General features: G+C 56.2%; 20 protein-coding genes. 17 read left to right on the forward strand and 3 right to left on the reverse strand.

Annotation, left to right across the window (positions count from 1 at the left end):
- Positions 1-122 precede the first annotated feature (122 nt).
- From IEW12_RS16115 to corA, 6 genes are read left to right on the forward strand one after another with little or no spacing between them, the layout of a single operon-like run.
- Positions 123-2,213, forward strand: coding sequence for a ribonuclease catalytic domain-containing protein (locus IEW12_RS16115; protein ID WP_188567112.1), 2,091 nt, complete (start codon positions 123-125; stop codon positions 2,211-2,213).
- A 48-nt stretch (positions 2,214-2,261) separates the two neighbouring features.
- Entirely contained in the window at positions 2,262-3,161 is a 900-nt protein-coding gene (locus IEW12_RS16120; protein ID WP_188567113.1) for a TonB C-terminal domain-containing protein, read from the forward strand.
- The gene (gene aroE / locus IEW12_RS16125) at positions 3,161-3,997 is read left to right on the forward strand and encodes a shikimate dehydrogenase (protein ID WP_188567538.1); all 837 of its coding nucleotides are present in this window, start codon (positions 3,161-3,163) and stop codon (positions 3,995-3,997) included. Before IEW12_RS16120 ends, aroE begins: the two co-directional genes overlap by 1 nt.
- Positions 3,994-4,689: a monofunctional biosynthetic peptidoglycan transglycosylase gene (mtgA, locus tag IEW12_RS16130; RefSeq protein ID WP_188567114.1), complete on the forward strand. Its 696-nt coding sequence runs from the start codon at positions 3,994-3,996 to the stop codon at positions 4,687-4,689. Before aroE ends, mtgA begins: the two co-directional genes overlap by 4 nt.
- Positions 4,686-5,150, forward strand: a complete 465-nt coding sequence (locus IEW12_RS16135) for a hypothetical protein (RefSeq protein ID WP_188567115.1) — start codon at positions 4,686-4,688, stop codon at positions 5,148-5,150. The genes mtgA and IEW12_RS16135 overlap by 4 nt, the downstream gene beginning before the upstream one ends.
- Before the next feature lie 20 nt (positions 5,151-5,170).
- Complete coding sequence (gene corA / locus IEW12_RS16140) at positions 5,171-6,136, forward strand: magnesium/cobalt transporter CorA (protein WP_188567116.1); 966 nt, start codon at positions 5,171-5,173, stop codon at positions 6,134-6,136.
- Between the two features lie 744 nt (positions 6,137-6,880).
- Here corA and hemL read toward each other — a convergent pair.
- Together hemL and thiD are read right to left on the reverse strand one after the other, a co-directional pair.
- Complete coding sequence (hemL, locus tag IEW12_RS16145; protein ID WP_188567117.1) at positions 6,881-8,164, reverse strand: glutamate-1-semialdehyde 2,1-aminomutase; 1,284 nt, start codon at positions 8,162-8,164, stop codon at positions 6,881-6,883.
- A gap of 90 nt (positions 8,165-8,254) precedes the next feature.
- Positions 8,255-9,070 carry a bifunctional hydroxymethylpyrimidine kinase/phosphomethylpyrimidine kinase gene (gene thiD / locus IEW12_RS16150; RefSeq protein ID WP_188567118.1) on the reverse strand — a complete coding sequence of 272 codons (816 nt, stop codon included), beginning with the start codon at positions 9,068-9,070 and terminating at the stop codon, positions 8,255-8,257.
- A 142-nt stretch (positions 9,071-9,212) separates the two neighbouring features.
- On the opposite strand from thiD, the gene IEW12_RS16155 reads away from it, so the two are divergent.
- From IEW12_RS16155 to IEW12_RS28870, 6 genes are all read left to right on the forward strand, one after another.
- The gene (locus IEW12_RS16155) at positions 9,213-9,383 is read left to right on the forward strand and encodes a rubredoxin (protein ID WP_188567539.1); all 171 of its coding nucleotides are present in this window, start codon (positions 9,213-9,215) and stop codon (positions 9,381-9,383) included.
- Positions 9,384-9,634: 251 nt separating this feature from the next.
- Positions 9,635-10,045 carry a response regulator gene (locus IEW12_RS16160; RefSeq protein ID WP_188567119.1) on the forward strand — a complete coding sequence of 137 codons (411 nt, stop codon included), beginning with the start codon at positions 9,635-9,637 and terminating at the stop codon, positions 10,043-10,045.
- A gap of 28 nt (positions 10,046-10,073) precedes the next feature.
- The gene (locus tag IEW12_RS16165) at positions 10,074-10,439 is read left to right on the forward strand and encodes a response regulator transcription factor (protein ID WP_188567120.1); all 366 of its coding nucleotides are present in this window, start codon (positions 10,074-10,076) and stop codon (positions 10,437-10,439) included.
- 11 nt (positions 10,440-10,450) lie between these two features.
- On the forward strand, positions 10,451-11,032 hold the full coding sequence (locus IEW12_RS16170) for a chemotaxis protein CheW (RefSeq protein ID WP_229751155.1): 582 nt from the start codon (positions 10,451-10,453) through the stop codon (positions 11,030-11,032).
- Between the two features lie 155 nt (positions 11,033-11,187).
- A complete protein-coding gene (locus IEW12_RS16175; RefSeq protein WP_188567121.1) occupies positions 11,188-13,476 on the forward strand; it encodes a methyl-accepting chemotaxis protein in 2,289 nt (762 codons plus the stop codon).
- Positions 13,477-13,636: 160 nt separating this feature from the next.
- A complete protein-coding gene (locus tag IEW12_RS28870; protein WP_229751156.1) occupies positions 13,637-20,230 on the forward strand; it encodes a hybrid sensor histidine kinase/response regulator in 6,594 nt (2,197 codons plus the stop codon).
- Between the two features lie 69 nt (positions 20,231-20,299).
- Here IEW12_RS28870 and IEW12_RS16190 read toward each other — a convergent pair whose 3' ends face one another.
- Entirely contained in the window at positions 20,300-21,766 is a 1,467-nt protein-coding gene (locus IEW12_RS16190; RefSeq protein ID WP_188567122.1) for a cryptochrome/photolyase family protein, read from the reverse strand.
- A 273-nt stretch (positions 21,767-22,039) separates the two neighbouring features.
- On the opposite strand from IEW12_RS16190, the gene IEW12_RS16195 reads away from it, so the two are divergent.
- From IEW12_RS16195 to IEW12_RS16215, 5 genes are read left to right on the forward strand one after another with little or no spacing between them, the layout of a single operon-like run.
- Positions 22,040-22,726: a YqgE/AlgH family protein gene (locus IEW12_RS16195; RefSeq protein ID WP_188567123.1), complete on the forward strand. Its 687-nt coding sequence runs from the start codon at positions 22,040-22,042 to the stop codon at positions 22,724-22,726.
- The gene (gene ruvX, locus IEW12_RS16200) at positions 22,726-23,121 is read left to right on the forward strand and encodes a Holliday junction resolvase RuvX (protein ID WP_188567124.1); all 396 of its coding nucleotides are present in this window, start codon (positions 22,726-22,728) and stop codon (positions 23,119-23,121) included. The genes IEW12_RS16195 and ruvX overlap by 1 nt, the downstream gene beginning before the upstream one ends.
- Positions 23,118-23,639, forward strand: a complete 522-nt coding sequence (gene pyrR / locus IEW12_RS16205) for a bifunctional pyr operon transcriptional regulator/uracil phosphoribosyltransferase PyrR (RefSeq protein ID WP_188567125.1) — start codon at positions 23,118-23,120, stop codon at positions 23,637-23,639. Before ruvX ends, pyrR begins: the two co-directional genes overlap by 4 nt.
- Positions 23,632-24,591, forward strand: a complete 960-nt coding sequence (locus IEW12_RS16210) for an aspartate carbamoyltransferase catalytic subunit (protein WP_188567126.1) — start codon at positions 23,632-23,634, stop codon at positions 24,589-24,591. The genes pyrR and IEW12_RS16210 overlap by 8 nt, the downstream gene beginning before the upstream one ends.
- Positions 24,592-24,609: 18 nt before the next feature.
- Positions 24,610-25,896: a dihydroorotase gene (locus IEW12_RS16215; RefSeq protein WP_188567127.1), complete on the forward strand. Its 1,287-nt coding sequence runs from the start codon at positions 24,610-24,612 to the stop codon at positions 25,894-25,896.
- Positions 25,897-25,927: the final 31 nt, after the last annotated feature.

Here is a 25,927-nt window from a genome sequence, read left to right on the forward strand (position 1 = left end):
GGGAAGTACAGGGAATAAAGAGGGGCTTTGGATCTATTCCAAAGGCCGAGGGAAGATCACTAGGTACGGCAAGCAGGCAATAAACAGATAGCCGTTTAGTTTGTATAGAAAAGATGTGTTGAATGAATTTATTTTTTGAAGAATCAGGCGATTTCAAAGCGGGATCGGTGTTGTCGCAGGCAGGCGAGGCTTACCAGGTAGAAATGGCCAGCGGCAAGCGCAACAAGGTCAAGGCCAAGGACGTGCTGCTGCAATTTACTTCGCCCGATCCTGTCAGCCTGATGGAGCAGGCAAAAGCCGCCGCTGCCGACATCGACCTGGAATTCTTATGGGAAGTCGCCGGCGAAGAAGAATTCGGTTTTGCCGAGCTGGGCGCCGAATATTTCGGCCATGCTCCCAAGCCTGAAGAAGCTGCCGGCCTGATTCTGGCGCTGCATACCTCGCCTATCTACTTTTACAAAAAAGGTCGTGGCCGCTACAAGGCGGCGCCTGAAGCTTCCTTGAAAGCCGCGCTGGCCGGCATAGAAAAGAAAAAGCAGCAAGCCATCATCCAGGCGGCCTATGTCGAGGAATTGAAACAGCAGCGCCTGCCTGACGCCTTGAAACCGCTGGTGCTGCAACTATTGTTCAAGCCGGACAAGAACAGCATAGAGTACAAGGCGATGGTCGAGGCTTGCGATGCTTTGCAGACCTCGCCGCCTCGTTTGATGCTGGGTAATGGCGGCCTGGCGACAGCCAAGGACTACCACCTGTCCAAATTCCTGTTCGACAGCTTTCCAAAGGGCACGGCCTTCCCTGTAGCGCCTATCCCGTCGCTGCCGGACAATCTGCCGGTGGCGGATGTGCAGGCCTTTTCTATTGATGACGTCACCACAACCGAGATTGACGATGCATTCTCTGTCGTCACGCTGGCTGACGGCAAGATACGCGTAGGTATCCATATTGCCGCACCGGCACTGGGTATCAAGCGCGACGATGCGCTGGACCATATCGCCAGAGGCCGCATGTCCACGGTATATATGCCGGGTGACAAGATCACGATGCTGCCGGACGAACTGGTCGAGACCTATACACTGGGTGCGGGTCAGACCCGCCCGGCGCTGTCGCTGTATGTCACGCTGGATACGCAGGAATGGACCGTTGTTTCAACCGAAACCAAGGTAGAAGCGATACCGATGGCGTCCAACCTGCGCCACAACGACCTGGATGCATTGGTCACTGAGGAGCACCTGGCCAGCGGCGCCGGCGAATACCCGCACAAGGCAGAAATCGCCGTGCTGTGGCAATGGGCGCAGGTGCTGGAAAAGGGCCGTATGGTGAAGCGCGAGGGTTTCGGCCTGAAGCCGGAGCAGACCAATCGCGTCGATTTCAATTTCTATGTCGAAGACGACGTTGTCTCCATCGTGCGCCGCAAACGCGGTGCGCCGCTGGACAAGATCGTTGCCGAACTGATGATCTTTGCCAACAGCAGTTGGGGCAAGCTGATGCACGAGCACGGCATACCCGGCATTTACCGCAGCCAGGGCGGCGGTAGCGGCGGCTGGGCGGCGAAGATGCAGGTCAGGATGGTCACCCATGCAGCGCCGCACCAGGGCCTGGGTGTGGACCAGTATGCGTGGAGCACGTCGCCGTTGCGCCGTTATACCGATCTGGTCAACCAGTGGCAGATCATTGCATGTGTCGAGCATGGCGTGACTGCGCCGCTGGTGGCTACCTTCAAACCCAAGGATGCGGACCTGTTCGCGATCGTGTCCGGCTTTGACGCTGCCTACTCGGCCTACGGCGATTTCCAGACCAATATGGAGCGCTACTGGTGCCTGCGCTGGCTGGCGCAGGAAAACGCGCGCCAGGTCGATGCTGTGGTATTAAAGGACGAAGTATTGCGTTTGGTCGATATTCCATTGATCATACGCCTGCCCGGCATGCCGCAGATGGCTCGCGGCGCCCAGGTGAAGCTGGATTTGCTGCGCTGGGATGAGCTGGATCTGAGCGTGGAAGCGCGCCTGCTGGAAATGCTGACGACCGTTGCCGATGATCTGGGCGATGCCGAGGACGATCTGGAAACGGATGCAGATACTCCGCCGGATGTAGTGCTGGACGATACCTTGCTAGGCGACGAAGCCGCTGCTGCTGCCGAAGAAATCGCGGAACAGACGGCTGACGGAGCAGGCATCGAGAAAAATGGCGAGACAGATACGCCGGTAGCGGAATAATGAACGTATAGACATACATACGAATATAAAAACTTATCCAAATTATTTGTGGACGCCTTATTTAAAAACCTGATCCTGACGACGGCCATAGTAATCTCGCTGGTTTTTCACGGCGTGGCCCTGTTATTGCATTTTAGCGAACCGGCGCCGGACAAGGCGCAACCGGATGATCCCGGCCTGGAAATCATCCTGGTCAATGCCAAGCATGACACCAAGCCGCTGAAAGCACAGGCATTGGCACAAGCCAACCTGGATGGTGGCAGTGTCAACGATGCGGGGCGCTCCAAATCGCCTTTGCCGGACATGAAGAATATCCAGAATGGCGACACCTTGCTGGTGACGAAGAAACGGATAGAAGAGCTGGAAGACCGGCAGCAAAAGATGCTGGACCAGGCGGCGCGCAAGACGGATGTGAAATCGCCGCAGATCAGCGACAAGATCAAGACCGAGGAAAACAAGCCTGATCCTGTCGCGCGTGACCTGGTAGAGAGCAGCAAGGCGCTGGCGCGCAGGGTGGCGGAAATTTCCGAGACCATAGAAGACCAGAACAAGCGGCCGCGCAAGACCTATCTGGGTCCCAGCACGCAGGGTGTTGGCTATGCGATCTATTACAAGGAAATGCAGAAGCGGATAGAAAATATAGGTACGCTGAACTTTCCTGTGCATAACGGCAAGAAGCTGTATGGCGAACTGATCGTGTACATACCGATCTCCCGCAACGGCCAGATCTACAAGAGGGAAGGCGGCCCGACTATCGCCAAATCCTCAGGCAATGCTGCACTGGATGCGGCGACCTTGCGCATCATAGAACGCTCCGCGCCGTTTGGTGTGTTTCCACGCGACTTGCTGGAAGACGATAAAGACCATGTATGGATCTTTTCCACCAAGTTCAAGTTCACACGTGAGCAGTTGCTGGAAACCGAGGTGCGGGGAGGGGATAACCGATGATGCAGGAGTCTTCGCTCGGGCTAGACCGCTATGTAGTGATAGGAAATCCCATCGCGCATAGCAAGTCGCCGCTTATCCATGGCAATTTTGCTGTGCAGACTGCGCAGCAGATGGATTACCGGCATTTGCTGGCGCCGCTGGACGGTTTCTTTGATGCTGTGCAAGACTTCCGCCAGGCTGGCGGCAAGGGCGCAAATGTGACCGTGCCCTTCAAGCTGGAAGCCTTTGCACTGGCAACAGAACTGACGCCGCGCGCGCAGGCAGCAGGCGCCGTGAATACGCTGAAGTTTGATGGCGAGCGCATACTGGGCGACAACACCGACGGCATAGGCCTAGTGGCGGACATTGTCCGCAATGCAGGAGCAAGCCTGGCCGGGAAAAGGGTATTGCTGCTCGGTGCAGGTGGTGCCGCGCGCGGCGTGATCCTGCCCTTGCTGGCGGAATTGCCGGCGCAGCTGATGATCGCCAACCGTACTTTATCCAAGGCTGAGGCTCTGGCTGATATGGCCCATCACGGCAACGTGGCCGCCTGTGAGTTTTCCATGTTGTCGGGCCAGTTTGATGTCATCATCAATGCGACTTCGGCTAGCATCCAGGATGAAGTGCCTCCTGTCCCTGCCGGTATTTTTGCGGCCGGTAGCCTGGCCTACGACATGATGTACGGCAGCAAGCCAACCTCCTTCCTGCGTTTTGCGTCTTCGCATGGTGCCACGCCGCGTGATGGCCTGGGCATGCTGGTAGAGCAGGCCGCAGAAGCTTTTCACCTGTGGCGCGGCGTGCGGCCGCTGACACAGCAAGTGTTTGCCGATTTGCGCAAAGCGATGGAGGCGCAATGAAGACCCTGCGCCGTTTGTTGTTCTGGCTGGTGTTTACACCCTTGCTGATTTTTATCCTGGTGCAGGCGTATTTTTTTGCGCAAATATGCTGGTGGATCAACCATAATCCCTCGTCCACCAGCTTCATGCGGCACCAACTGGAAGTCTTGCAGGAAAAGAATCCGGATGCGAAGCTGCAGCACAAATGGGTGCCCTATGCGCGCATTTCGAATAATCTGAAACGCGCGGTCATCGCTTCCGAGGACGACACCTTTTCCGAGCATGACGGCGTGGACTGGGAGGCGATGCAAAAAGCCTATCAAAAGAACCAGAAGAAGGGCAAGGTTGTGTCCGGCGGCTCCACCATCACGCAGCAACTGGCCAAGAACCTGTTCCTATCCGGCGAGCGCAGCTATCTGCGCAAGGGTGAGGAGTTGATCATCACCTACATGCTGGAATTCTGCATGGACAAGGAAAGGATACTGGAGATCTATCTGAACGTGGTCGAGTGGGGAGTCGGCATCTTCGGTGCCGAGGCCGCGTCGCAGCATTATTATGGAATCAGCGCTGCGGCCCTGGGCCCTGCGCAATCGGCCAAGCTGGCCGTGATGCTGCCCAAACCCCGTTTCTTTGACAAGAACACCGGCTCTGCCTATCTGCAAAGGCGCACAGACATCATTTTGCGGCGCATGAATGCTGCGGAGTTGCCGTGAGACCTCGCACTACCGGGGGCCGCGAGGCTGGCGCTGTCAGCCTGTTGTTCACTGCTGTTTTCATGTCACTGGTCGCACTGGTTGCAGTGTCTTTCCTGTATTCGCTGCGTTACGGCCATTGGCCTATACAAGACATCTGGGATAACTGGACCCGGCGGGCAACGGTCGAGAATATCCAGCAGGAGATCAGGGGTGCAGTGACGCAGGCTGGCGTGCCGACGGCTAGCGAAGTACGTCGCTGCGTGATTGCGGGCAAGGTGGTGTACTCCAATGTCGATTGCCGCGACGAGAGCAGCGCCGGAAGCACCAGCAGCGGCAGCAGCCATAGCCGCAGCGTCAAGCTGTATGATAGCCGCGGCATAGAGGCGCCGAAACAGACTCTGCCGGCGGAAGCCGAGGGTGAAGGCGGTCTTCAGTTAAAAGATAAAGCACTGGAAAAAACACTTTCCGGTAAAAAGTAAATGAGGCGGGGCGACAGCACATGATTAACGTATTTGTCTTGCAAAACGGGCGCCTGAGCCAGATCAATATCGAAAACCGTGCCGACCTCGAAAGCACGGCGCCGGTCTGGGTAGACCTGACGGATCCCAACGAAGAAGAGCGCGACTGGGTGCGCAGCATCTACGGTGTGACGCTGCCCGGCGAAGACGAAGTCAAGGACATCGAAGCCTCTGCCCGTTATTACGAAGCCGACAATGGCGACCTGCATCTGCGCACCGATTTCCTGATCGATGACGATGATGAGCCGGCCAGGATCGTGACGGTAGCCTTCATCCTCGCGCGCGACATCCTGTTTTCCGTACATACGCTGGACTTGCCGGTGTTCAGGCTGGTACGCATGCGGGCCCGCTCGCGCCCCGGCTCCATTGCCGACTACAAGGACGTGCTGCTTGACCTGTACGCAACCGATGCCGAGTATTCTGCCGATGCGCTGGAAGGCATTTACCAGAACCTGGAAGACGTCAGCCGCAGCGTGCTGAAAAAAGACTTTTCCGATCAGGATGCAGCCGCCGCGTTGAACTCTATCGCGCAGGAAGAAGATTTGAACGGCCGCATACGCCGCAACATGATGGATACCCGGCGCGCAGTCAGCTTCCTGATGCGAGGCCGCCTGCTGAATGCGGACCAGTTTGAAGAAGCGCGCCAGATCCTGCGCGACATCGAATCGCTGGACGGCCACACCTCCTTCCTGTTCGACAAGATCAACTTCCTGATGGATGCCACCGTCGGCTTCATCAACATCAACCAGAACAAGATCATCAAAATCTTCTCGGTAGCCTCGGTTGCCTTCCTGCCGCCTACCCTGATCGCCAGTATCTATGGGATGAACTTCAAGATATTGCCTGAGTTGCAGTGGGATTTGGGATATCCGTTTGCGCTGGTGCTGATGCTGGCGTCAGCGGTGACGCCGTTTTGGTATTTTAGGCGGAGAGGATGGCTGAAGTAGGGGATGCCTTGGGCACGCTTCGCCGGCCGGTGTGGTGGCTTAATGCTTTATAGCTTAAATGTGTTTTGAGATTGCTGGCCGGGGGTAGCCCGGCGGCTACTTACCTTTTTTGCTTCGCACCTCGGCGGCCCCCAAAAAAGGTAAGCCAAAAAAGGCGACCGCAGACTTGCCCTACGGGTGATGGGGCGCAGCCCCATCACATTTTGCTGCATTACAAAAAATGGGAAATGAACGAAACTCGCCTTCGGCTCAGACAACGTTCATTTCTGATCCATTTTCTGTAAAGCACAAAATGCTACGTCCCGAGCGGGGTACTTCAAAAGCAACTTCAACTCCAACCCCCAACATCAAAATCAGACTGCCGGACTTTGCAGATTCATTTTCTGCAAAATTTAGAGAATCTGGTTGCCGTTGTTTTTGATTTGGTTTTTGACCTTGCTTTTGAAGTTCAACCGCTCGGAGCCTCGCCGATTGTGCGGTACAGAAAATGGATCAGAAACAGGTGTGTTTGAGCCGAAGGCGAGTTTCGCCTGTTTCCCATTTTTTGTACCGCATAATCGGGAACCCGAAGGGCGAGGCTTGCGGTCGCTTTTCTTGGCTTACCTTCTTTGGCGAGACAAAGAAGGTAAGTAGCCGCCGGGCTACCCCCGGCCAGCGATCTCAATTAACCTTAATAATACGAGGCAGCGCAGATGAAAAAAGGGCAGCCAAAGCTGCCCTCTGCCCAAGACGCTCCCCGCAAGCTTACGCCAACTGCGCAAACGCCCCGCGCGCTGCGACCAAGGTCGCCTCAATCACCGCATCGTCATGCTGAGCCGACACAAAGCCCGCTTCAAAAGCGGAAGGCGCCAGGTACACGCCGGCATCCAGCATCAGGTGGAAGAAGCGGTTGAATTTTTCTTTATCCGACTGCATCACTGCCCCATAGCTGCCCGGCACAGAGTCTGCAAAATACAGGCCGAACATGCCGCCCTGCGAATCGGCGCAGAAGGTGACGCCCGCTGCTTTGGCTGCGGCGCTCAAGCCTTGTACCAGCTTGCTGGTTTGTGCCGTGAGGTTTTCGTAGAAGCCGGGTTGCTGTATCAGTTTCAGCGTGCTGAGGCCGGCCGCGACGGCAACCGGGTTGCCGGACAAGGTGCCGGCTTGGTAGACGCCGCCCAGCGGGGCCATGTGCTTCATCAGGTCGGCGCGACCGCCGAAGGCTGCTACCGGCAAGCCGCCGCCTATGACCTTGCCCAGAGCCGTGATATCTGCCTGTATGCCGTACAGCGCCTGCGCGCCGCCCAGGCCTACGCGGAAGCCGCACATGACTTCGTCAAAAATCAGTACGCTGCCGTGTTCGGTACACAGGCGGCGCATGGTTTGCAGGAACTCTTGCGTAGGCTTGATCAGGTTCATGTTGCCGGCGACCGGCTCCACGATCACGCAGGCAATTTCATGGCCCATGGCCTTGAATGCATCTTCCAGTTGCTGCGTATTGTTGTAGTCCAGCACCAGCGTGTGCTTGGTGAAGTCTTCCGGCACGCCGGCCGAGGTGGGATTGCCGAAGGTCAGCAAGCCGCTGCCGGCCTTCACCAGTAGCGAATCGGCATGGCCGTGGTAGCAGCCTTCAAACTTGACGATCTTGTCGCGGCCGGTGGCGCCGCGCGCCAGGCGCAAAGCGCTCATCGTGGCTTCGGTACCGCTGGACACCAGGCGCACCTGCTCTATGGAGGGTACCAGGCGGCAGATTTCTTCCGCCATCTCGATTTCGCCTTCTGTCGGCGCGCCAAAACTGAGGCCGCGGGCAGCGGCGTCCTGCACAGCCTTAACGACCACAGGATGGGTATGGCCGACGATGGCCGGGCCCCAGGAGCCTATGTAGTCGATATAGCGGCGATCTTCCGCATCCCAGAAGTAAGGGCCTTCTGCGCGGGTGATGAAGCGCGGCGTGCCGCCTACTGAGCGGAATGCGCGTACGGGTGAATTGACGCCGCCGGGAGTAGTTTTCTGGGCGCGCTGGAAAAGGATGTCGTTACGGTCGGTCATGATGATCTGTCTAAATTGTCAGCTGTCTGCTATCTGCGAGTGGGATAGGCGCCCCGGGAGAAGAAGAGGGCGCCTGGTCAAATACAAGTTTTATTCGGGTTCTTTGGCCCAGAAATTGCGGTCGGGGATCAGCTTGCCCATGCCCAGTCTTTGCGCATGGCTGATTGCCGCCATCGTGAATTCCTGCGCCTCAAGCACCGCATCCGGGATTTCCAGCCCGTTTGCCAGCAAGGCGGCGATACTGGCCGCCAGGGTATTGCCCGAGCCTACATGCAGGCCGGGGATGCGCTGCCAGTGGTCGTTACGCACCACGCCGGACTCATTGAATAAAGTATTGGCAACATCATTGCCCTCCGCCGGGGTGCCGGTGACGAATACATATTCGCAGCCGGAATCGATCAGGTACATCACATCGGCGACGATATCTTCTTCAGCGGGACCCTCTTTCCAGGTTTCCGCCAGCCGCGACAGTTCCACTGCGGACAGCAGCAGCAAGGTAGTCTGCGGGATCAGCAGTTCGCGTATCGCCAGCAGAATATCCTCGGAATCCGGCCCCTGGTCAGGTATCGACGAGCTGAAAGGGTCCAGCACCAGAGGCAGGTCGGGATAGTCGGACACGATTTCCGCAATGGCCGTTGCATTCTCGACACTGGCAATTTGACCTATCTTGAAAGCGACGACAGGCATGTCTTCCAGGATGGTGCGGGCCTGTTCGACAACCAGATCGGCTTCCAGCGGGTAGACATCGTCTACCTGCGAGGTATCGCCGACCAGGATGCAGGTGGTAACCGGCAGTCCATGGCAACCCATCGCTGTAAAAGAGGCAATATCTGCTTGTAAACCTATGGATGCGACCGGATCTGAGGCGCCGAACGACAAGATGAGTGGGGAAATTTGGTTTTGCACGTTGGGTAGATTAATATAGCTGCCTTTGTGGTGGTCTTGCAAAACGGCTGCGGCATCTGATGCGTGCAGGATGGATTGCGGAGCACCTCGTATTTTACTTGATTGAAGGACTTTAGTCGTGAGTGATAAGGAAACAACAACTGTGGAATTCAAAACCTGGATGTGCCTGATCTGTGGATGGGTGTATGACGAGGCTGCCGGCTTGCCGGACGAGGGAATTCCTGCCGGTACCCTGTGGGCCGATGTGCCGATGAACTGGACATGTCCGGAATGCGGCGCGCGTAAGGAAGATTTTGAAATGGTTGCGATTTAATTACTTGCTCAGTAAGCTGATTTTCTGGCTAAAAATCAATAAAAGAAGCAAGCTAGGGTAGTAAAACGCAAAAACAAACAACAAAAGAATTACTTTAAGCGGCGCCCACTAGCTGATATGCAGCTTTTGTGCGATATTGCGGTGTTGTTGCGTCGTGGAAACAGGCTTATTCCATGAAAAGCGGCGCAAGCTACTTAATTTTTGCTACAGTTCTAAGTGACTTATCCACTACCACTACTTGAGATGATGTTATGTCTACGCCAACCGGTAACGAAAATTTGAAAATCATGGTGATCGACGATAGCAGCACGATACGTCGGTCTGCCGAGATTTTCCTGGGGCAAGTGGGCTATAAGGTGGTGCTCGCCGAGGACGGCTTTGATGCCTTGTCCAAAATCAACGATTCACATCCGGATTTGATCTTTTGCGACATCCTGATGCCAAGGCTGGACGGCTATCAGACTTGCGCGCTGATCAAGAAAAGCGCCAAGTTCCGGGATACGCCCGTGATCATGCTGTCGTCCAAGGATGGCTTGTTTGATCGCGCACGCGGCGCGATGGTTGGTTCCGATGAGTATCTGACCAAACCATTTACCAAAGACAGCCTGCTGAAAACTGTACGTAATTACACGACGAACACGACGCCTGATACATCCAAGTAATTCGACGTAATTTGAGGTGAAGATAAAAATGGCTATACAAAAAATTCTGATCGTTGACGATTCTCCAACTGAGCGCTATTTCTTGACGGATATCCTGGTCAAGAACGGTTTCTCGGTATCCACTGCTGAAAACGGTGAAGAAGCACTGACAAAGATCAAAGCGGATAAACCACAGCTGATCCTGATGGACGTCGTCATGCCGGGCCAGAACGGCTTCCAGATCACGCGCGCGATCGCCCGTGACCCGGATACCCAGGATGTTCCGGTGATCATCTGTACCAGTAAAAATCAGGAAACAGACCGCATCTGGGGTCTGCGCCAGGGTGCGCGCGATTACCTCGTGAAACCCATAGATCCACAGGAATTACTGGCAAAAATCGCGGCATTAGGATAATGGACCGCCCCATGGATCAAACCTCGCTGGAACAAGCTAGTCCTGGCTCGGATATTGCAAGGCCGGAGAAGGGTGTACGCCGCACGCGGCTGAGGGAATTCCAGGCTCAGCTGGTGCAGCGCATGCAGGCTGCGCAAAGCGGTACTGCGGTCAGTGCCAGCCAGTTGGGCATCATGGTGGGGCATACGCGTTATCTGCTGGAACTGAAAGAAGCCGGGGAAATTGTGACGGTAGCTGCGATGACCAGTGTGCCGTTGACGCGCGACTGGTACCGCGGCCTGTCTAATATCCGGGGTAATTTGACCAGCGTGGTCGATCTGGCCCGTTTCCAGGGCAAGGACATCACGACGATAGACGCCGGTTCCAGGGTAGTGGCGTTCGCTCCGGGCCTGGCTTTCAATAGCGGCCTGCTGGTATCCCAGGTGTTCGGCCTGAGGAATCTGTCCGATATGGAAGCGCTGGATGACCCGGATGACGGCGTGCGCAAATCGTGGATGGTCAAGAAATACAAGGATAAGGACGGCAATGTGTGGATGGCGCTGAGCCTGTCCCTGCTGGTCCAGGACCAGGAATTTTTGCATGTAGGCTTGTGATCACTTTTTGATCGCAACAGGCCGGCGCCGCAAAAAAGACAGCAGCAGAATTATTTTAGTGCATTTGGGTGCAATCAGAAGCATGGCTGACGAGTGTCAGCCTGCGTTACAGATTTAAGTTCTAGTCAGAATCAATCAGTTTAGGAGACTTTGTAATGGCATTTAAACTACCGTTCCGGTCGAAGGCGAAACAAGATCATGAGCTTGACGGAGAAGCTGATGGTGCGCGGGAGTTGGCGAATGCCGGTCACTCGGTCGAAGACGCAAGCAATGTCAAAATGCTGAGCAAGACAAGCGTGGAAGACCACGCTGACGCGACCTTCATTGGCGATGCGCTGGAAAAGGGCGGCGATATCAAGCTGCCGCTGATCGGCCATCTGCCACTGCAAAGACAGATTCGTGTCTTGCTGGTGACGATGATTGTGGCGCTGCTGTTCGTGGCCTTGTTTGTTTATCTGAACGCGTCGCAGTCCACGCAGATTTCCACGCAGGCGCAGATCGCCGGCGAGGCGCTGATGCACTCGCAGCGTATCGGTAAAGCGGCACCGAATGCGATTCAGGGTAATCCGGCTGCGTTTACGCAGTTGCAGGAAAGCCGTAGCGAACTGAATACCGATTTGACCACGCTGTTGAACGGTGGAACGTATCAAGGCCGTAGCGTATCGACACCGGATTCTTCGCTGGAAGCGATTCTGAAGGATACCCAGAAATCCTGGAAAAACTCGGACAAGGCGGCGGAAACCATTTCCAAACTGCGTAATGAGTTGACCGGTTTTGGCCAGACACTGCAAAAACTGAATAACCTGTCGCCGGCATTGCTGGAACTGACAGAACAGATTTCCACGCTGAAGGTGCAAGGCGGCGGTTCCGCCCGTGAAATTTCAGCATCCGGCCAGTTGGTGATGTTGACCCAGCGTCTGGCTCGTAGCGCGAATGAATTCCTGACTTCCGAAGGTGTTAATCCTGAAACGGCTTTCTTGCTGGGTAAAGATACCAATACTTTCCGCGATCTGGTTGATGGCTTCCTGAACGGTAGCGACGTATTGCGCCTGACTCCGACCAAGGACCAGGATACCCGCGAGAAACTGACAGAATTGCAAAAAACTTTCAGCGAATACCAGAAATCGGTTTCCAGCATTCTGGGCAACCTGCAAAACTTTATTGCTGCGAAACAATCCGAACAGTTGATCTTTAATGAAAACGAAGATCTGAAGCAGCGCCTGAGCAAACTGCAAAGAACTTACGCTGCCGAGCAGGATTCGATTGCTTGGCCGTTCTGGCTGTTGCTGGTCAGCGCGCTGATCGCTCTGTTGGCTGCTGCAGGTATCGCGTTGGTTCTGTTACAAGATAGCCGTAACCGCGCTAAAGAAGCGAATCAACGTCGTGACGAAGCCGGCGCACAAATGTTGCAGGCGCAGAAGCAGGAAGAAGAAGCGAAAGCTGCAAACGATCAGAACCAGGCCGCTATTTTGCGACTGATGAATGAATTGCAGGAAGTTGCGGATGGTGACTTGACAGTGCAGGCAACGGTGTCGGAAGACATCACCGGCGCGATCGCCGACTCGGTTAACTATACGGTGGAAGAGTTGCGCGGTCTGGTAGGACGGGTAACGGCAACTGCGGCACAGGTTACGTCAGCGTCCAATCAGGCGCAGGATATTTCCACCAATCTGCTGGCAGCGTCACAACAGCAGTCACGCGAAATTACCGATGCTGGCCAGGTCGTTTTGACGATGGCGGAAGAAATTACCGACGTATCGCGTTCAGCGAATGAATCTGCAGAGGTTGCGCGCCAGTCGGTTGCTGCGGCGGAGCAGGGTGCGCATGCGGTGGAAAACGCGATCAAGGGTATGCATGAGATTCGCGAACAGATTCAGGAAACTTCCAAACGGATTAAGCGTCTGGGTGAATCTTCACAAGAGATTGGTGAGATCACGGAACTGATTTCCGACATTACCGAACAGACCAACGTACTGGCGCTGAATGCAGCGATTCAGGCGGCGTCTGCGGGTGAAGCGGGCCGCGGTTTCTCGGTGGTTGCGGAGGAGGTGCAGCGACTGGCGGAACGTTCAGGCGAGGCGACCAAGCAGATTGGTGCGCTGGTGCGTACGATTCAAACGGATACCCATGATGCGGTAGCCGCGATGGAAAAATCCACGCAGGGTGTGGTCGAGGGTGCGAAACTGTCAGATGCGGCGGGTGCTGCGTTGTCCGAGATTAGCCGGATTTCCAACCGTCTTGCGGAACTGATTCAAGGCATTTCCCTGGCGACCGAGCATCAGGCAACTTCGGCGAACGGCGTTGCACAAAACATCCAGCACATTTTGACTATCACCGAACAGACGCAAACCGGTACCCAGCAGACAGCGCACTCGATTCATGAGTTGTCGATGCTGGCGGAAGAACTCAGGAATTCCGTATCCCGTTTCCGGGTTGCTGCCTGATTTTTCCTGTCGGTTGTTGCTGCCAAGGCTAACGCCCGGTTCTTTCCTGCGAAGAAAACGCAGTGGTGCTGGAACCGGACGGCCTTGGGTCTGATCATAAATACGGGGCGATAAATTGCAGACCACTGCCATTATTGCCCTTTGAGTTTGCGGAGCACTCATGACATCCGATTTTTCAGTGTCGTCATCTTATCCAGAAGAACCTTTCGATACCGGTCCCTTGTCTTGGGTCATGGCCGAAGTGCGCGAGGCGATTACCAGCGCCGGCAAGCAGCTTGCCGATGCAGTAGGGCAGGATAGCGAAGCGCAGGCTACCATGCTGCGGCATGCCAAAAGCTATCTGCACCAGGCGCATGGCGCCTTGCAGATCGTCGATATCGACGGTGTTTCCATCGTCACTGAAACCATAGAAGACCTGATAGACCGCCTGCATGCCGGCCAGCTGGAGTTGAATCTGGCGCATGTGGAAGTCATCAGCGACGCTTTTCATGCGGTGCTCAGCTATCTGGAAGACTTATTGTCCGGTAGCCCGCATCAGCCGGTAAGGCTGTTCCCGTATTATCGCGGCCTGCTGGAACTGCGCGGCGCCGATCGCATTCATCCTGCCGACCTGTTTTTCCCGTCGCTGTCGGTGCAGCAGCAAGTGCCTGAGCTGAGCGTCAACAAAAACGCAGCAGCGGTCAATTATGTCGGATTGAGGCAGCGTTTTGAAAAACTGCTGCTGACGGTACTGACCAGCAAAGACGTCGCGCAGCAAAGAGCCGGTGCACAGGCTATGCACGACCTGATCAAGGAAGTGGAGCAAGGTCAGACCAGCCCGCAAGCGAAAGCTTTTTGGGTAGTGATGCGCGGTTTTGCGGAATCGGTGGCACAAGGTGCGATAGAAAATACCCAATACGTCAAACAGATTTTCGGTCGCATCAACCTGCAGATCCGCAGGCTGGTAGACGGCGTTACCAATATTCCCGAGCGCCTGTTGCGCGATGCCTTGTTCTTTATCGCGCAAGTCAAGCAGCCGTCCCCGTTTGTTGAACAAATCCGCAAAGCCTATCAGCTGGAAAACCAGGTACCGCAGGATTACGACAAGAAGAACTATGGCCAGGTTGCCGCCAATGTGCTGGCCAGCGCCAAGGAACATTTGTCGCATGTGAAAAACCTGTGGGGCCGTATCGCCAATGGCGAAGCCGGCCTGGCAGATAAATTCGCCGCCAAGATGAAAGAGCTGGCGGATGCCGGCACAGAACTGGGTTCCGCTCCGTTGTCCAAACTGCTGCGCGAACTGAATGGCCTGGCCCGGCATGCGGCGCATGCACCCGAGAGCAATAACATCGGGCTTGAGCTTGCTACCAGCCTGCTGTTTGTAGAGCATACGCTGGACCACATCATGCGTTTGCCGGCCAACTTCTCCGAGCGTGCCGATGAAATTACCGCGCGCCTGCTGTCTATCGTGTCCGGTGACGTGCCGGAAACCCAGGCCGCGTGGATAGGTGAAATTTCCAAGGAAGCACAGCAGCGCCAGACGATGGCAGTGCTGGTAGGCGAGATGCAGAATAGCCTGCGCCAGGCAGAAAAAACCCTGGACGAATATTTCCGCGATCCGGTCAATAAAGATAGCCTGACGCCTATCGATGGCGTATTGCATCAGGTAGGCGGTGCACTGGCGATCCTGGATCAGGATGATGCGATGCTGGCGGTAGAGCATACCCGTGGCGCGATCAAGCAATTCCCTGACCTGGCCAGCACCGACGAGATGGATGTCAACGCTGCGGTGTACCAGAACGTAGCGCAAAACATCGGTGCCTTGACTTTCTTCATCGAGACGCTGCAGAACCAGCCGGAAGCGGCAAAGAAAAAATTTACTTTCGACACCGAGCAAGGCTTGTTCCGCTCCAACTTATTGGAGAAAACTGCCGAAAAGGAGTTGTTGCCGGCGAGCTACGCGGACTCGACACAGCAGGCCGACCGGGCACATGAAGCACAAACTGTCGTCACCGCCGAGCAGGAGCTGGTGCTACAACAGCAGCAATCCGCCAAGCTGGCCGCCTCATTGGCGGATCAGCCGGGCAGCGTGGAGCTGCAAGAGCAACTGAAGGATTCGCTGGAGCAGGAGCGCTCCGTCGCCAGCCTGCTGGACGATAGCGCGGCTTCTGACAGGGCCCGCAATGCGATCGATCTGTTGGACAATACCGATTTCAGTGCAGCACCAGACGTCAGCTCGCTCAATGAGATCGTGGCCGCGACGAATCCGGTAGTACAGGAAGTCCCTGTTGAGCCGACTGCGGAATTGCCAGGCAGCGATGAAGCGATTGATGCCGAGCTGCTGGAAATCTTCCTGATGGAAGCTGACGAGGTACTGGAGTTCGTACAAAAAACCATACCGCTGTCCCGCCAGGACACTGCCAACCAGGAATATCTGACCAGCCTGCGCCGTTCCTTCCATACGCTGAAAGGCAGCGGCCGCATGGTCGGCCTGAACGCATTCGGCGAGGCAGCCTGGAGCATAGAGCAGGTAATGAACCTGTGGCTGTCGGAATCGCGTAACGGTAATGAAACCTTGTATTCCTTGCTGGATAAGGCTGCGCAAGAACTGTATGTATGGGTAGAAGACCTGAAGCAAAAAGGGCAATCTGCGCGTAATGGCGCAGCGATTATTGCCGCTGCCGAAAGGATCAAGGCCGGCCAGGGCTTTTCATACACCGAGCCTGTCGCTGCTGCCGTCGTAGCTGCAGCAGCCCCGGTTGCCGAATTGCCGCAGCAGATACAGCCCGAGCCTGTGCCGGAAATCCCGGCGCTGCCGCCGCTTGCTGCGTTTGCTGTTGTTCCGGAAGTGCCGGCCATCGAATTGCTGCCGGAATTTGAACTGACACTGGATGAGCCTGTCCTTGCAGCAGAACCAGAACTGACAGCTGTCGATCATATCGAGCCAGCATCGCTGGATATTGCTCCGCTGGATTTCGGTAGCACTGTCGAAACATCCGCCGAGCACATCCCCGACCTGCACACCGCAATTGATGTACCGCACCGGGTTGCTGCCGAGCCTGTTCCTGCGATGGACTGGGCTGCCGGCCATGCATCGGAACCGGAAATTTTACTGGAAGCCCTGCACGTTGAAGATTTGCCGGCAGAAGCAGATACGCTAAGCCTGGTTGCCGACGCGCCTGCTGTTGCGCCGGGAATTCCGGAATTGGATTTGATGCCGGAAGCGATCATTGCGACTGATTTCGCAATGCCCGATATCACTGAAATCACTGAAGCGCATGGCTTGCAGACGATAGAAAGCCTGGCGCCTGTTTCGTCGGAACTGGTATCGGAACTGGAACCGGTTGCTGCGCCGGTACTGGACGCAGAAGATTTTCCTGTAGAAGCCGAAGCCTTTGCCGAAGCTACTGAAGCGCATGTGCCTGAACTGGAACTGCATGCGGAAGAAGTTTCGCACGATACCGGGCATGATGGCTTGAATGATTTGAATGGCCTGCCTGAAACATTGGGCGAGGTCCACGATATTCATGCTGGCCATGACGGCCACGATAATGTATTCCAACTGGAACCTGCGCAAAACCAGGCGGAAAGCCTGCATCTGGTCACCAGTGCGGATACACAGGAAGGGCTGGATGCACAGATACTCAGTTTCCCTGACATGTCGCAGCCTGCGCCTGTGCAGGACGACAATATCAAGCGCATAGGTGATATAGAAATCAGCCTGCCGCTGCATACGATCTACATGGCGGAAACCGATGAGATCGTCCGCTATCTGTCGCAGGATTTCGCCGAATGGCGGCATGAACCGCAACGCCCGGTGTCCATGCATGCAGTGCATGCGGCGCATTCGCTGGCGGGAAGTTCCGCGACAGTAGGCTTGAAAGCAGCACAGGAACTGGCGCACGCGCTGGAACTGGTATTGCAAAGAATAGAAAAACATCCTGTCGTACTGGACTCTGCCGAATTCGATGTGCTGGATAACTGCGTCGAATGCGTGAAACGCATGCTGCAGAAATTTGCACTGTCGGAAATGGCAGAACGCGCACCGGCCGAAGTGCATAGCCTGGACATTCTGAGGCAGGCGCTGAGTGCACGTGCCGATTCTGATGCAGGACCGAGTGCGCCTGTGGCGGAGTTGATAGCCGAACCTGCCGTAGAAATGGCCGAGCTGGAAGATAAGCCTTTGCCGGAATCGCTGTCCCTCTCGGCTGTCCACGCCGAGATTGATGCGGAAGAGCTTCCGCAGCCGGCTGCAGCTTTGGCCGAGATGCCGGCTGCCGCTGCGATTATTCCGACTTTTGATCCTAGCACTCCTGAAATCAGCTCCGAGCTGCGCATCAAGGATGACCTGGATGCCGACTTGCTGCCGGTATTTATCGAAGAAGGTAATGACTTGCTGCCTATGGTCGGGCAATTGCTGCGCTCCTGGCAGCAGCATCCTGACGACGGCGCGATACCGCAATCCATTTTGCGGCTGATGCATACGATCAAGGGTAGCGCCAGGATGGCGGGTGCGATGCAACTTGGTCAGCACACGCATGACATGGAAGCACGCATAGAAAACCTGATGCATGCAGGCGGCGCGGTGCGTCAGCCTCTGCTGGACGATTTGCTGATGCGGCACGATCATTCCATGCATCTGTTTGACCGTCTGTTAAATCCAGGGGCACCTGAAGTGGTGGCGCCAGGCAATGTACACCTTGATGCTAGTGTCAATGTCGATGAGGAGCCTATGCAGGCTGTCAGCGAGTTTGATCGCGACCTGTCTGCTCCGCGGTTTGAATCGGCCCAGGCGGCAGAAAAACCTGATGCTATTACTTCGCTGCCGGCCGTACAGCCTGCGCGGGTGCAGGCGGCGCCGCTAGCAAGCGTCGCGCCTAAGCCAGCCGCTCCAGTACCGCTTGTTCGTGTGCGGGCAGATATCCTGGATCGTCTGGTCAACCAGGCCGGTGAAGTTTCCATCTCGCGTTCAAAGCTTGAAAATGAAGTGGGCACGCTGAAATCCTCGCTGGTGGAATTGACTGAAAACGTCAGCCGTCTGCGCGACCAGTTGCGTGAAGTGGAAATCCAGGCTGAAACGCAGATCAGTTCGCGCATGGCCTTGTCCGGCGACCGCGAATTTGATCCACTGGAGTTCGATCGTTTTACCCGTCTGCAGGAATTGACGCGGATGATGGCCGAGAGCGTCAGTGACGTTGCGACGGTACAAAACAACCTGACGCGCACGATAGACGGTGCCTCCGACGGCTTGCATGCGCAGGCCCGCCTGACGCGTGAATTGCAGCAGGATCTGATGCGGGTCCGCATGGTGCCGTTCGGCAGTATTTCCGAACGTCTGTACCGTGTGACGCGCCAGGCCTCCAAGGAACTGGATAAACGGGTCAATCTGGATATCCGCGGCGCATCGGTGGAAATGGACCGTAGCGTTCTGGAAAAAATGGCGGGACCGTTTGAGCATCTGTTGCGGAATGCGATCGTGCACGGTGTAGAAACCCGTGAACGCCGCCGCGCAGTAGGCAAGGATGAAACCGGCGAGCTTCTGGTGGAAGTACGGCAAGAAGGTAATGAAGTGGTTATCCACTTCACCGATGACGGCCAGGGCCTGAACCTGAACCGTATCCGCGAAAAAGCCAAGACAGTGGGCTTGCTCGGTTACGACGACGACGCCAGCGATGCCGAAGCGGTCAATATGATTTTCGAGCCGGGCTTTTCCACTGCCAGCGAGATTACCGAGCTGGCCGGACGCGGCGTGGGCATGGACGTAGTGCGCTCAGAGGCAGCTTCGCTGGGCGGCAGGGTGTCTGTGACCTCGGTTGAAGGCCAGGGCGCGCATTTCACGATACATTTGCCTTTGACACTGGCGGTGACCCAGGTGGTCATCCTGACTTCCGGCGGCAGGACTTATGCATTGCCTTCCGTGCTGGTGGAGCAGGTACAGCAATTGAAATCCCCGGTACTGGCTGCTGCCTACAATGATGGCGCCATCATGTGGCAAGGCAGCCGCGTCACGCTGCATTACCTGTCCACCATGCTGGGCGAACATGACACTGCTCCGGTAGCGCAGCAATATTCGCCGGTGCTGATCATGAAGAGCGGTAGCGAACGGGTGGCGATCCACGTTGATGACGTGATCGGTAACCGCGAGGTCGTTGTGAAAAACATCGGACCGCAATTGTCCCGCATGATAGGTATTGCAGGCGCGACGGTGCTTGGTTCCGGCGAGATCGTTCTGATTCTGAATCCGGTGCCGCTGGCGGCAAAACTGGAGCATGAGCAGGTACGTCATCCTCTGGCGCAATCCGAATCCGGCTTGCCGGAAATGGGTGCGGTTGCGAATATCGCACACGATCCTGAACTGAACCGCACGCAGGTCAAGCCTGTGCAGGGCCTGCGTACTCAGCATATCGTGATGGTGGTCGATGATTCGCTGACGGTACGCCGCGTGACCCAGCGCCTGTTGTCGCGTGAAGGTTATCAGGTCGTGCTGGCAAAAGACGGTATTGATGCGCTGGAGCAGTTGCAGTCGGTAACGCCGGACGTGATGCTGGTCGATATTGAAATGCCGCGCATGGATGGCTTCGACTTGACCCGCAACGTGCGCAGCGATGCGCGTACCAGCCATATTCCTATCATCATGATTACGTCGCGTACCGCGGACAAGCATAAAAACTATGCTTACGAACTGGGTGTGAACGAGTACTTCGGTAAGCCGTATCGCGAAGATGATTTGCTGGAAGCGATTACCCGTTTCGTCGGTGAAAAAACACCAGGATGATGACAGGCACGCAATCCTAAGGTATTGAAGCCAGGTGCCCGGCCCGGATCACACCGAGCCGGGCGTTTTTTATTGCACTTTCTTCACCACTGCGTAACGCGCCAGTGTTTCCTTGCGAGCGGCATCATGCTCAACGACCGGGGCAGGGTAATCCACTCCCAGCGTGATGCCTGCCATCTTCAGTGTCATCGGCGTCAGCTTCCATGGCGCGTGTATCTGCTTGTGATCCAGCTTGCCTAGTTGCGGCAGGTAGCGGCGGATGAATTTGCCATCCGCGTCGAATTTTTCCGATTGCGTAATCGGATTGAAAATGCGGAAGTAGGGCTGTGCATCACAGCCGGAAGATGCGGCCCATTGCCAGCCGCCATTGTTTGCCGATAGGTCGAAATCATTCAGGTGCAAGGCGAAATAGCGCTCGCCCCAGCGCCAGTCTATGCCCAGGTCCTTGATCAGGAAGCAGGCGGTCACCATGCGCAGGCGGTTGTGCATGTAACCGGTCTGGTTCAACTGGCACATCGCCGCATCGACCAGAGGATAACCGGTCTTGCCCTGGCACCATGCATCAAACATCTGCTCTGCACGGGCGCCTGATTCCCATTTGATTGCGTCATAGTCCGGCTTGAATGCGCGCTCGGCCACATGCGGATGATGGTGCAGGATCATGAAATAAAAGTCGCGCCAGATCAGTTCCGACAGCCAGACCTGGGCGCCAGGATTGACGGTTTCGGTCCGTATGCTGTGCAAGGCTTCGCGCACCAGATGGCGTATCGACACGGTGCCGAAGCGCAGGTGCACGGACAGGTAGGACGGACCCTTCACGGCGGGAAAGTCGCGCGTTACATCGTACTGGTGTATGCGCAGCAGAAAGTCTTCCAGCAATTTGGCGCCGCCTGACATCCCAGCGGGGACGGCCATTCTCGGCTCGGCGCTGTCGGTAAAACCCATGTCGGATAAAGCAGGAATAGTCGCGTTTGTATATGTGGCGAGGCTGCCGGCATGGCTTTCTATCGGATAAGAGCGGCAATAGAAGTCGCCGCCTTCGGCATACATTTTCTTCAGCCACGCGTTCTTGTACGGTGTGAATACCGAGAACGGCGTGCCGGCCAGCGACAATACTTCTTCCTTTTCAAAGACGACCTGATCCTTGTATGTTTTCAGCGCGCAATTAAAGCTGGCCAGGTTTTTGCCCACATCCGCGTCCCTTTGTATTGCCTGCGGCTCATAGTCATGGTTGGCAAAGACTGCCTGGACTTGCAATTCGGCGGCCAGCCTGGGGATTTCCTGCTCGGCGTGCGCGTGGCGCACGATCAGCGTGCCGCCCATTTTTTCAAGCTCCGCCGCCAGTTCGCTGACACTGTCATGAATGAAGGCCACGCGCCGATCTATCGCCGGCAAATCCTGCAGGATGCTCTTGTCGAAAATGAACACGCAATACACTTGCTCACTTTGCTTCAGGGCATGATAAAGCGCAGCATGGTCGAAACTGCGCAGATCGCGCCTGAACCAGACTAGCGAACGGAGAAACGGTTTTTGCATGGAGAGAACGCCAGTTGATGATTGTCCCGCCATTGTAGCGATAAAAGCAGCGGCAGAATTAAAGCGAGGTGCGCGATTGAAAAACCGGCCAGGAAGGGCATCATCCATTCAGGCAATGCCGGCCGGCACAAACTTCGTAGCAATATTGATAAAAAATTATCTGACCGGTCTTGCCGCACTCATTTTGTTGGCTATGCGCTAGATATGAGCAACAAGGGCCAGGTTTGTGCGCCAACCGGGCCAGAATGCAGCAAAAATGCTAAAATGGCGCCTATGGCGAAGCAAATAAAATCTCACCTCTCCACTTTGTTTGGAGAAACTTCAAGGTCGGAGCCAAAGTCTCCCTCCAAGTCCTCTATTTCTTCCGATTCTTCAACGAAATCGACCGATTCTGAATTGAATCTGGCCAATCATTTCCTGATAGCAATGCCGTCCATGCTGGACCCGATTTTTGGCGGTTCCGTCATTTACCTGTGCGAGCATAACCAGCGCGGCGCGATGGGCCTGGTCATCAATAAGCCGACGGACATGACTATTTCCGGTTTGTTTGACCGTATCGACCTGAAGCTGGAAATCATTCCCAATTCCCATCCCATGCGCAAACAGCCGGTGATGTTCGGCGGCCCGGTGCAGGATGACCGCGGCTTTGTATTGCATGCTCCTGCCGGGAAATTTTCTTCATCACTGCAAGTGACTGATGACATTGCATTCACTACCTCGCGCGATGTGCTGGAAGCCGTGGCTGCTGGTGACGGGCCGGAGCGGGTGTTGATCAGCGTCGGCTATGCGGGCTGGAGCGCCGGGCAGTTGGAACAAGAGATCCTGGCCAATGGCTGGCTGACAGTTGCCGCCGATGCCAGCATCATGTTTGATTTGCCTATAGAAGAACGTTTCCTGGCCGCCATCAAATTACTGGGCATAGACCCGATGATGCTGGCCGCTGACGCCGGACACGCCTGATGGCCGCATTGGACGGCAGCATACTGGCTTTTGATTTCGGCTTGAAACGCATAGGCGTGGCATTGGGAAACACCTTGCTGCGCGAGGCCAAACCGCTGAGCATCATCAGCGCCGCTACCAACGACGGGAAGTTTGCCGAGATTGCCGAGCTGATACAGACCTGGCAACCGGTCTTGTGCGTGGTTGGCCTGCCCATGCATCCGGATGGCGCCGCACACGAGATGACCCAGCGCTGCCAGCGCTTTGCGAACCAGTTGCACGGCCGCTACGGTATCGCGGTAGAACTGGTGGACGAACGCTATTCTTCTGCGGTGATTTCCGCCAAACGCGGCGAGCATATCGATGCGCAGGCCGCCGCCCTTATTCTGCAACAATATTTCGACCAGACCCCATGAGTACATCCTCTTTCAATCTCGATGCAGAAGCCCTGTATCTGGATCTGCTGGAACAAATCAAATCCCAGACCACACTGGATCAAAAGCTGGCGATTGTCGGCATCTATTCCGGCGGCGCCTGGCTGGCTGAGCGCCTGGCGAAAGACCTGGCGCTGCATAACAAGGCGGGCTTCATCGACGTTTCCTTCTATCGCGATGACTATGCGCAAAAAGGCCTGCATGCCGAGGTCAAGCCTACCCAGATTCCGTTTGACGTGAATGGCGCCAGCATTATCCTGGTGGATGACGTGCTGTACACCGGCCGCACCACGCGCGCGGCGATCAATGAATTGTTCGACTACGGCCGTCCGGCGAAGATTATGCTGGCCACGCTGGTAGACCGCGGCGGCAGGGAGCTGCCGATCGCCGCCGATTTTGCTGCGCACACGATTGATGCAGCGGCCTACGACAAGTCCCATTCCATCAATCTGCAGCGCGCAGAAGACGGTACCTTTAGCCTGAGCATAGACCATGCATAATCCTCAACTGAACAAACACGGCGAACTGCAGCATCTGCTGACGATAGAAGGTTTGCCCAAGTCCATCCTCAACCACATCCTGGATACCGCATCCTCCTTCGTCAGCATCAGCGACCGCGAAGTGAAGAAGGTGCCGCTGATGCGCGGCAAGAGCGTATTCAATTTATTCTTTGAAAATTCCACGCGTACCCGCACCACGTTTGAGATCGCCTCCAAGCGTCTGTCGGCCGACGTCATCAATCTGAATATCTCGGCTTCCAGTACCAGCAAGGGCGAGTCGCTGCTGGATACGATAGACAACCTGGCGGCGATGCATGCAGACATGTTCGTAGTGCGCCACTCGATGTCAGGCGCACCCTACCTGATCGCCAAGCACCTGAATGACACCAAGCAGCAGCATGTGCATGTGGTCAATGCCGGCGATGGCCGCCATGCCCATCCTACGCAGGGCTTGCTGGACATGTACACGATCAGGCACTACAAAAAAGATTTCACCAAACTGACAGTGGCCATCGTCGGCGACGTATTGCATAGCCGCGTTGCGCGCTCCGATATCCATGCGCTGACTACGCTGGGCGTGCCGGAAGTACGCGTGATAGGGCCACGCACCTTGCTGCCGTCCGGCCTGGAGCAGATGGGTGTGCGCGTCTTCAGCGACATGAACGAAGGACTGAAGGGCGTCGACGTGATCATCATGCTGCGCTTGCAGAATGAACGCATGAGCGGTGCCTTGCTGCCGTCGGCACAGGAATATTTCAAACACTACGGCCTGACGCCGGAACGGCTGGCACTGGCCCGGCCGGATGCCATCGTGATGCACCCGGGCCCGATGAACCGCGGCGTAGAGATAGACTCCGCCGTGGCCGACGGTCCGCAGGCAGTGATACTGCCGCAAGTCACCTTCGGTATTGCCGTGCGCATGGCAGTCATGAGCATCGTTGCTGGAAACTAAGCAGGGAATCAGAACAAGATGAAAATCCATATCAAGAACGGCCGCATTGTAGACCCTGCCAACGGCATGGATGCAGTACAGGATTTGTATATCGTTGCGGGCAAGATCGTTGCGCTGGGCCAGGCCCCGGCCGATTTTGTCGCCAACAAGACAATAGACGCAAGCGGTCTGGTGGTCGCACCTGGCCTGGTGGACCTGAGCGCCAGATTGCGCGAACCCGGCTTTGAATACAAGGCCACGCTGGAATCGGAGTTGCAGGCTGCGATGCGCGGCGGTGTGACCAGCCTGGTTTGCCCGCCGGACACCGATCCGGTGCTGGATGAATCAGGGCTGGTAGAAATGCTGAAGCAAAGGGCCAGGACCCAGAACAAGGCGCACGTCTATCCGCTGGGCGCCCTGACGGTTGGCCTGAAAGGCGAGGCCCTGACCGAGATGGCGGCGCTGACCGAAGCCGGCTGCATAGGATTTTCGCAGGCAGAGAGCGTGATTCAAGACACCAATGTACTGCAGCGCGCGCTGCAGTACGCAGGCACCTTCGGCTACACGGTATGGCTGCGGCCGCAAGATGCTTTCATCGGCAAGGGTGGGGTTGCCCATAGCGGCCCGCTGGCTTCGCGCCTGGGCCTGTCCGGCGTGCCGGTGATGGCGGAAACTATTGCATTGCATACGCTGTTTGAACTGATGCGCGCGACCGATGCCAAAGTCCATTTATGCCGCATCTCTTCCGCAGCGGGGCTGGAGCTGGTACGCCAGGCCAAGAAGCAGGGGCTGTCGCTGACCTGCGACGTCGGCGCGCACCATGTGCATATGACCGATGCCGATATCGGTTTCTTTGATCCCAATGCGCGCCTGACGCCGCCTTTGCGCAGCCAGCGCGACCGTGATGCGATCAGGCTGGCGCTGCAAGACGGCACGATAGACGCGATCTGCTCCGACCATACTCCGGTGGATGACGACGAAAAATTGCTGCCGTTTGCCGAGGCTTCGCCTGGTGCCACTGGTCTGGAATTATTGCTGTCGCTGTCGCTGAAGTGGGCGGAAGAAAGCCGCGGCGAAGTCACTCTGAGCCAGGCCATCTCCCGCATCACTCATGACGCCGCGCGGGTCACCGGCCTGCCTTGCGGCCAGCTGGGAATCGGCCGGGTCGCTGATATCTGTCTGTTTGATCCTGCGCAGCGCTGGACTGTGGAAGCAAAAAACCTGGTCAGCCAGGGCAAGCATACGCCTTTCCTCGGTTATGAATTGCCAGGCGTGGTGAAGGCAACCATCGTCGCCGGGCATGTGGCTTTTGATGCATTACATTGAGCTGGTCTAGATAAAAATAATAAGGGTAGGC

Origin of the sequence: Parundibacterium terreum, from assembly GCF_014636315.1 — a bacterium.
Taxonomy (GTDB): Bacteria; Pseudomonadota; Gammaproteobacteria; order Burkholderiales; family Burkholderiaceae_D; genus Undibacterium; species Undibacterium terreum.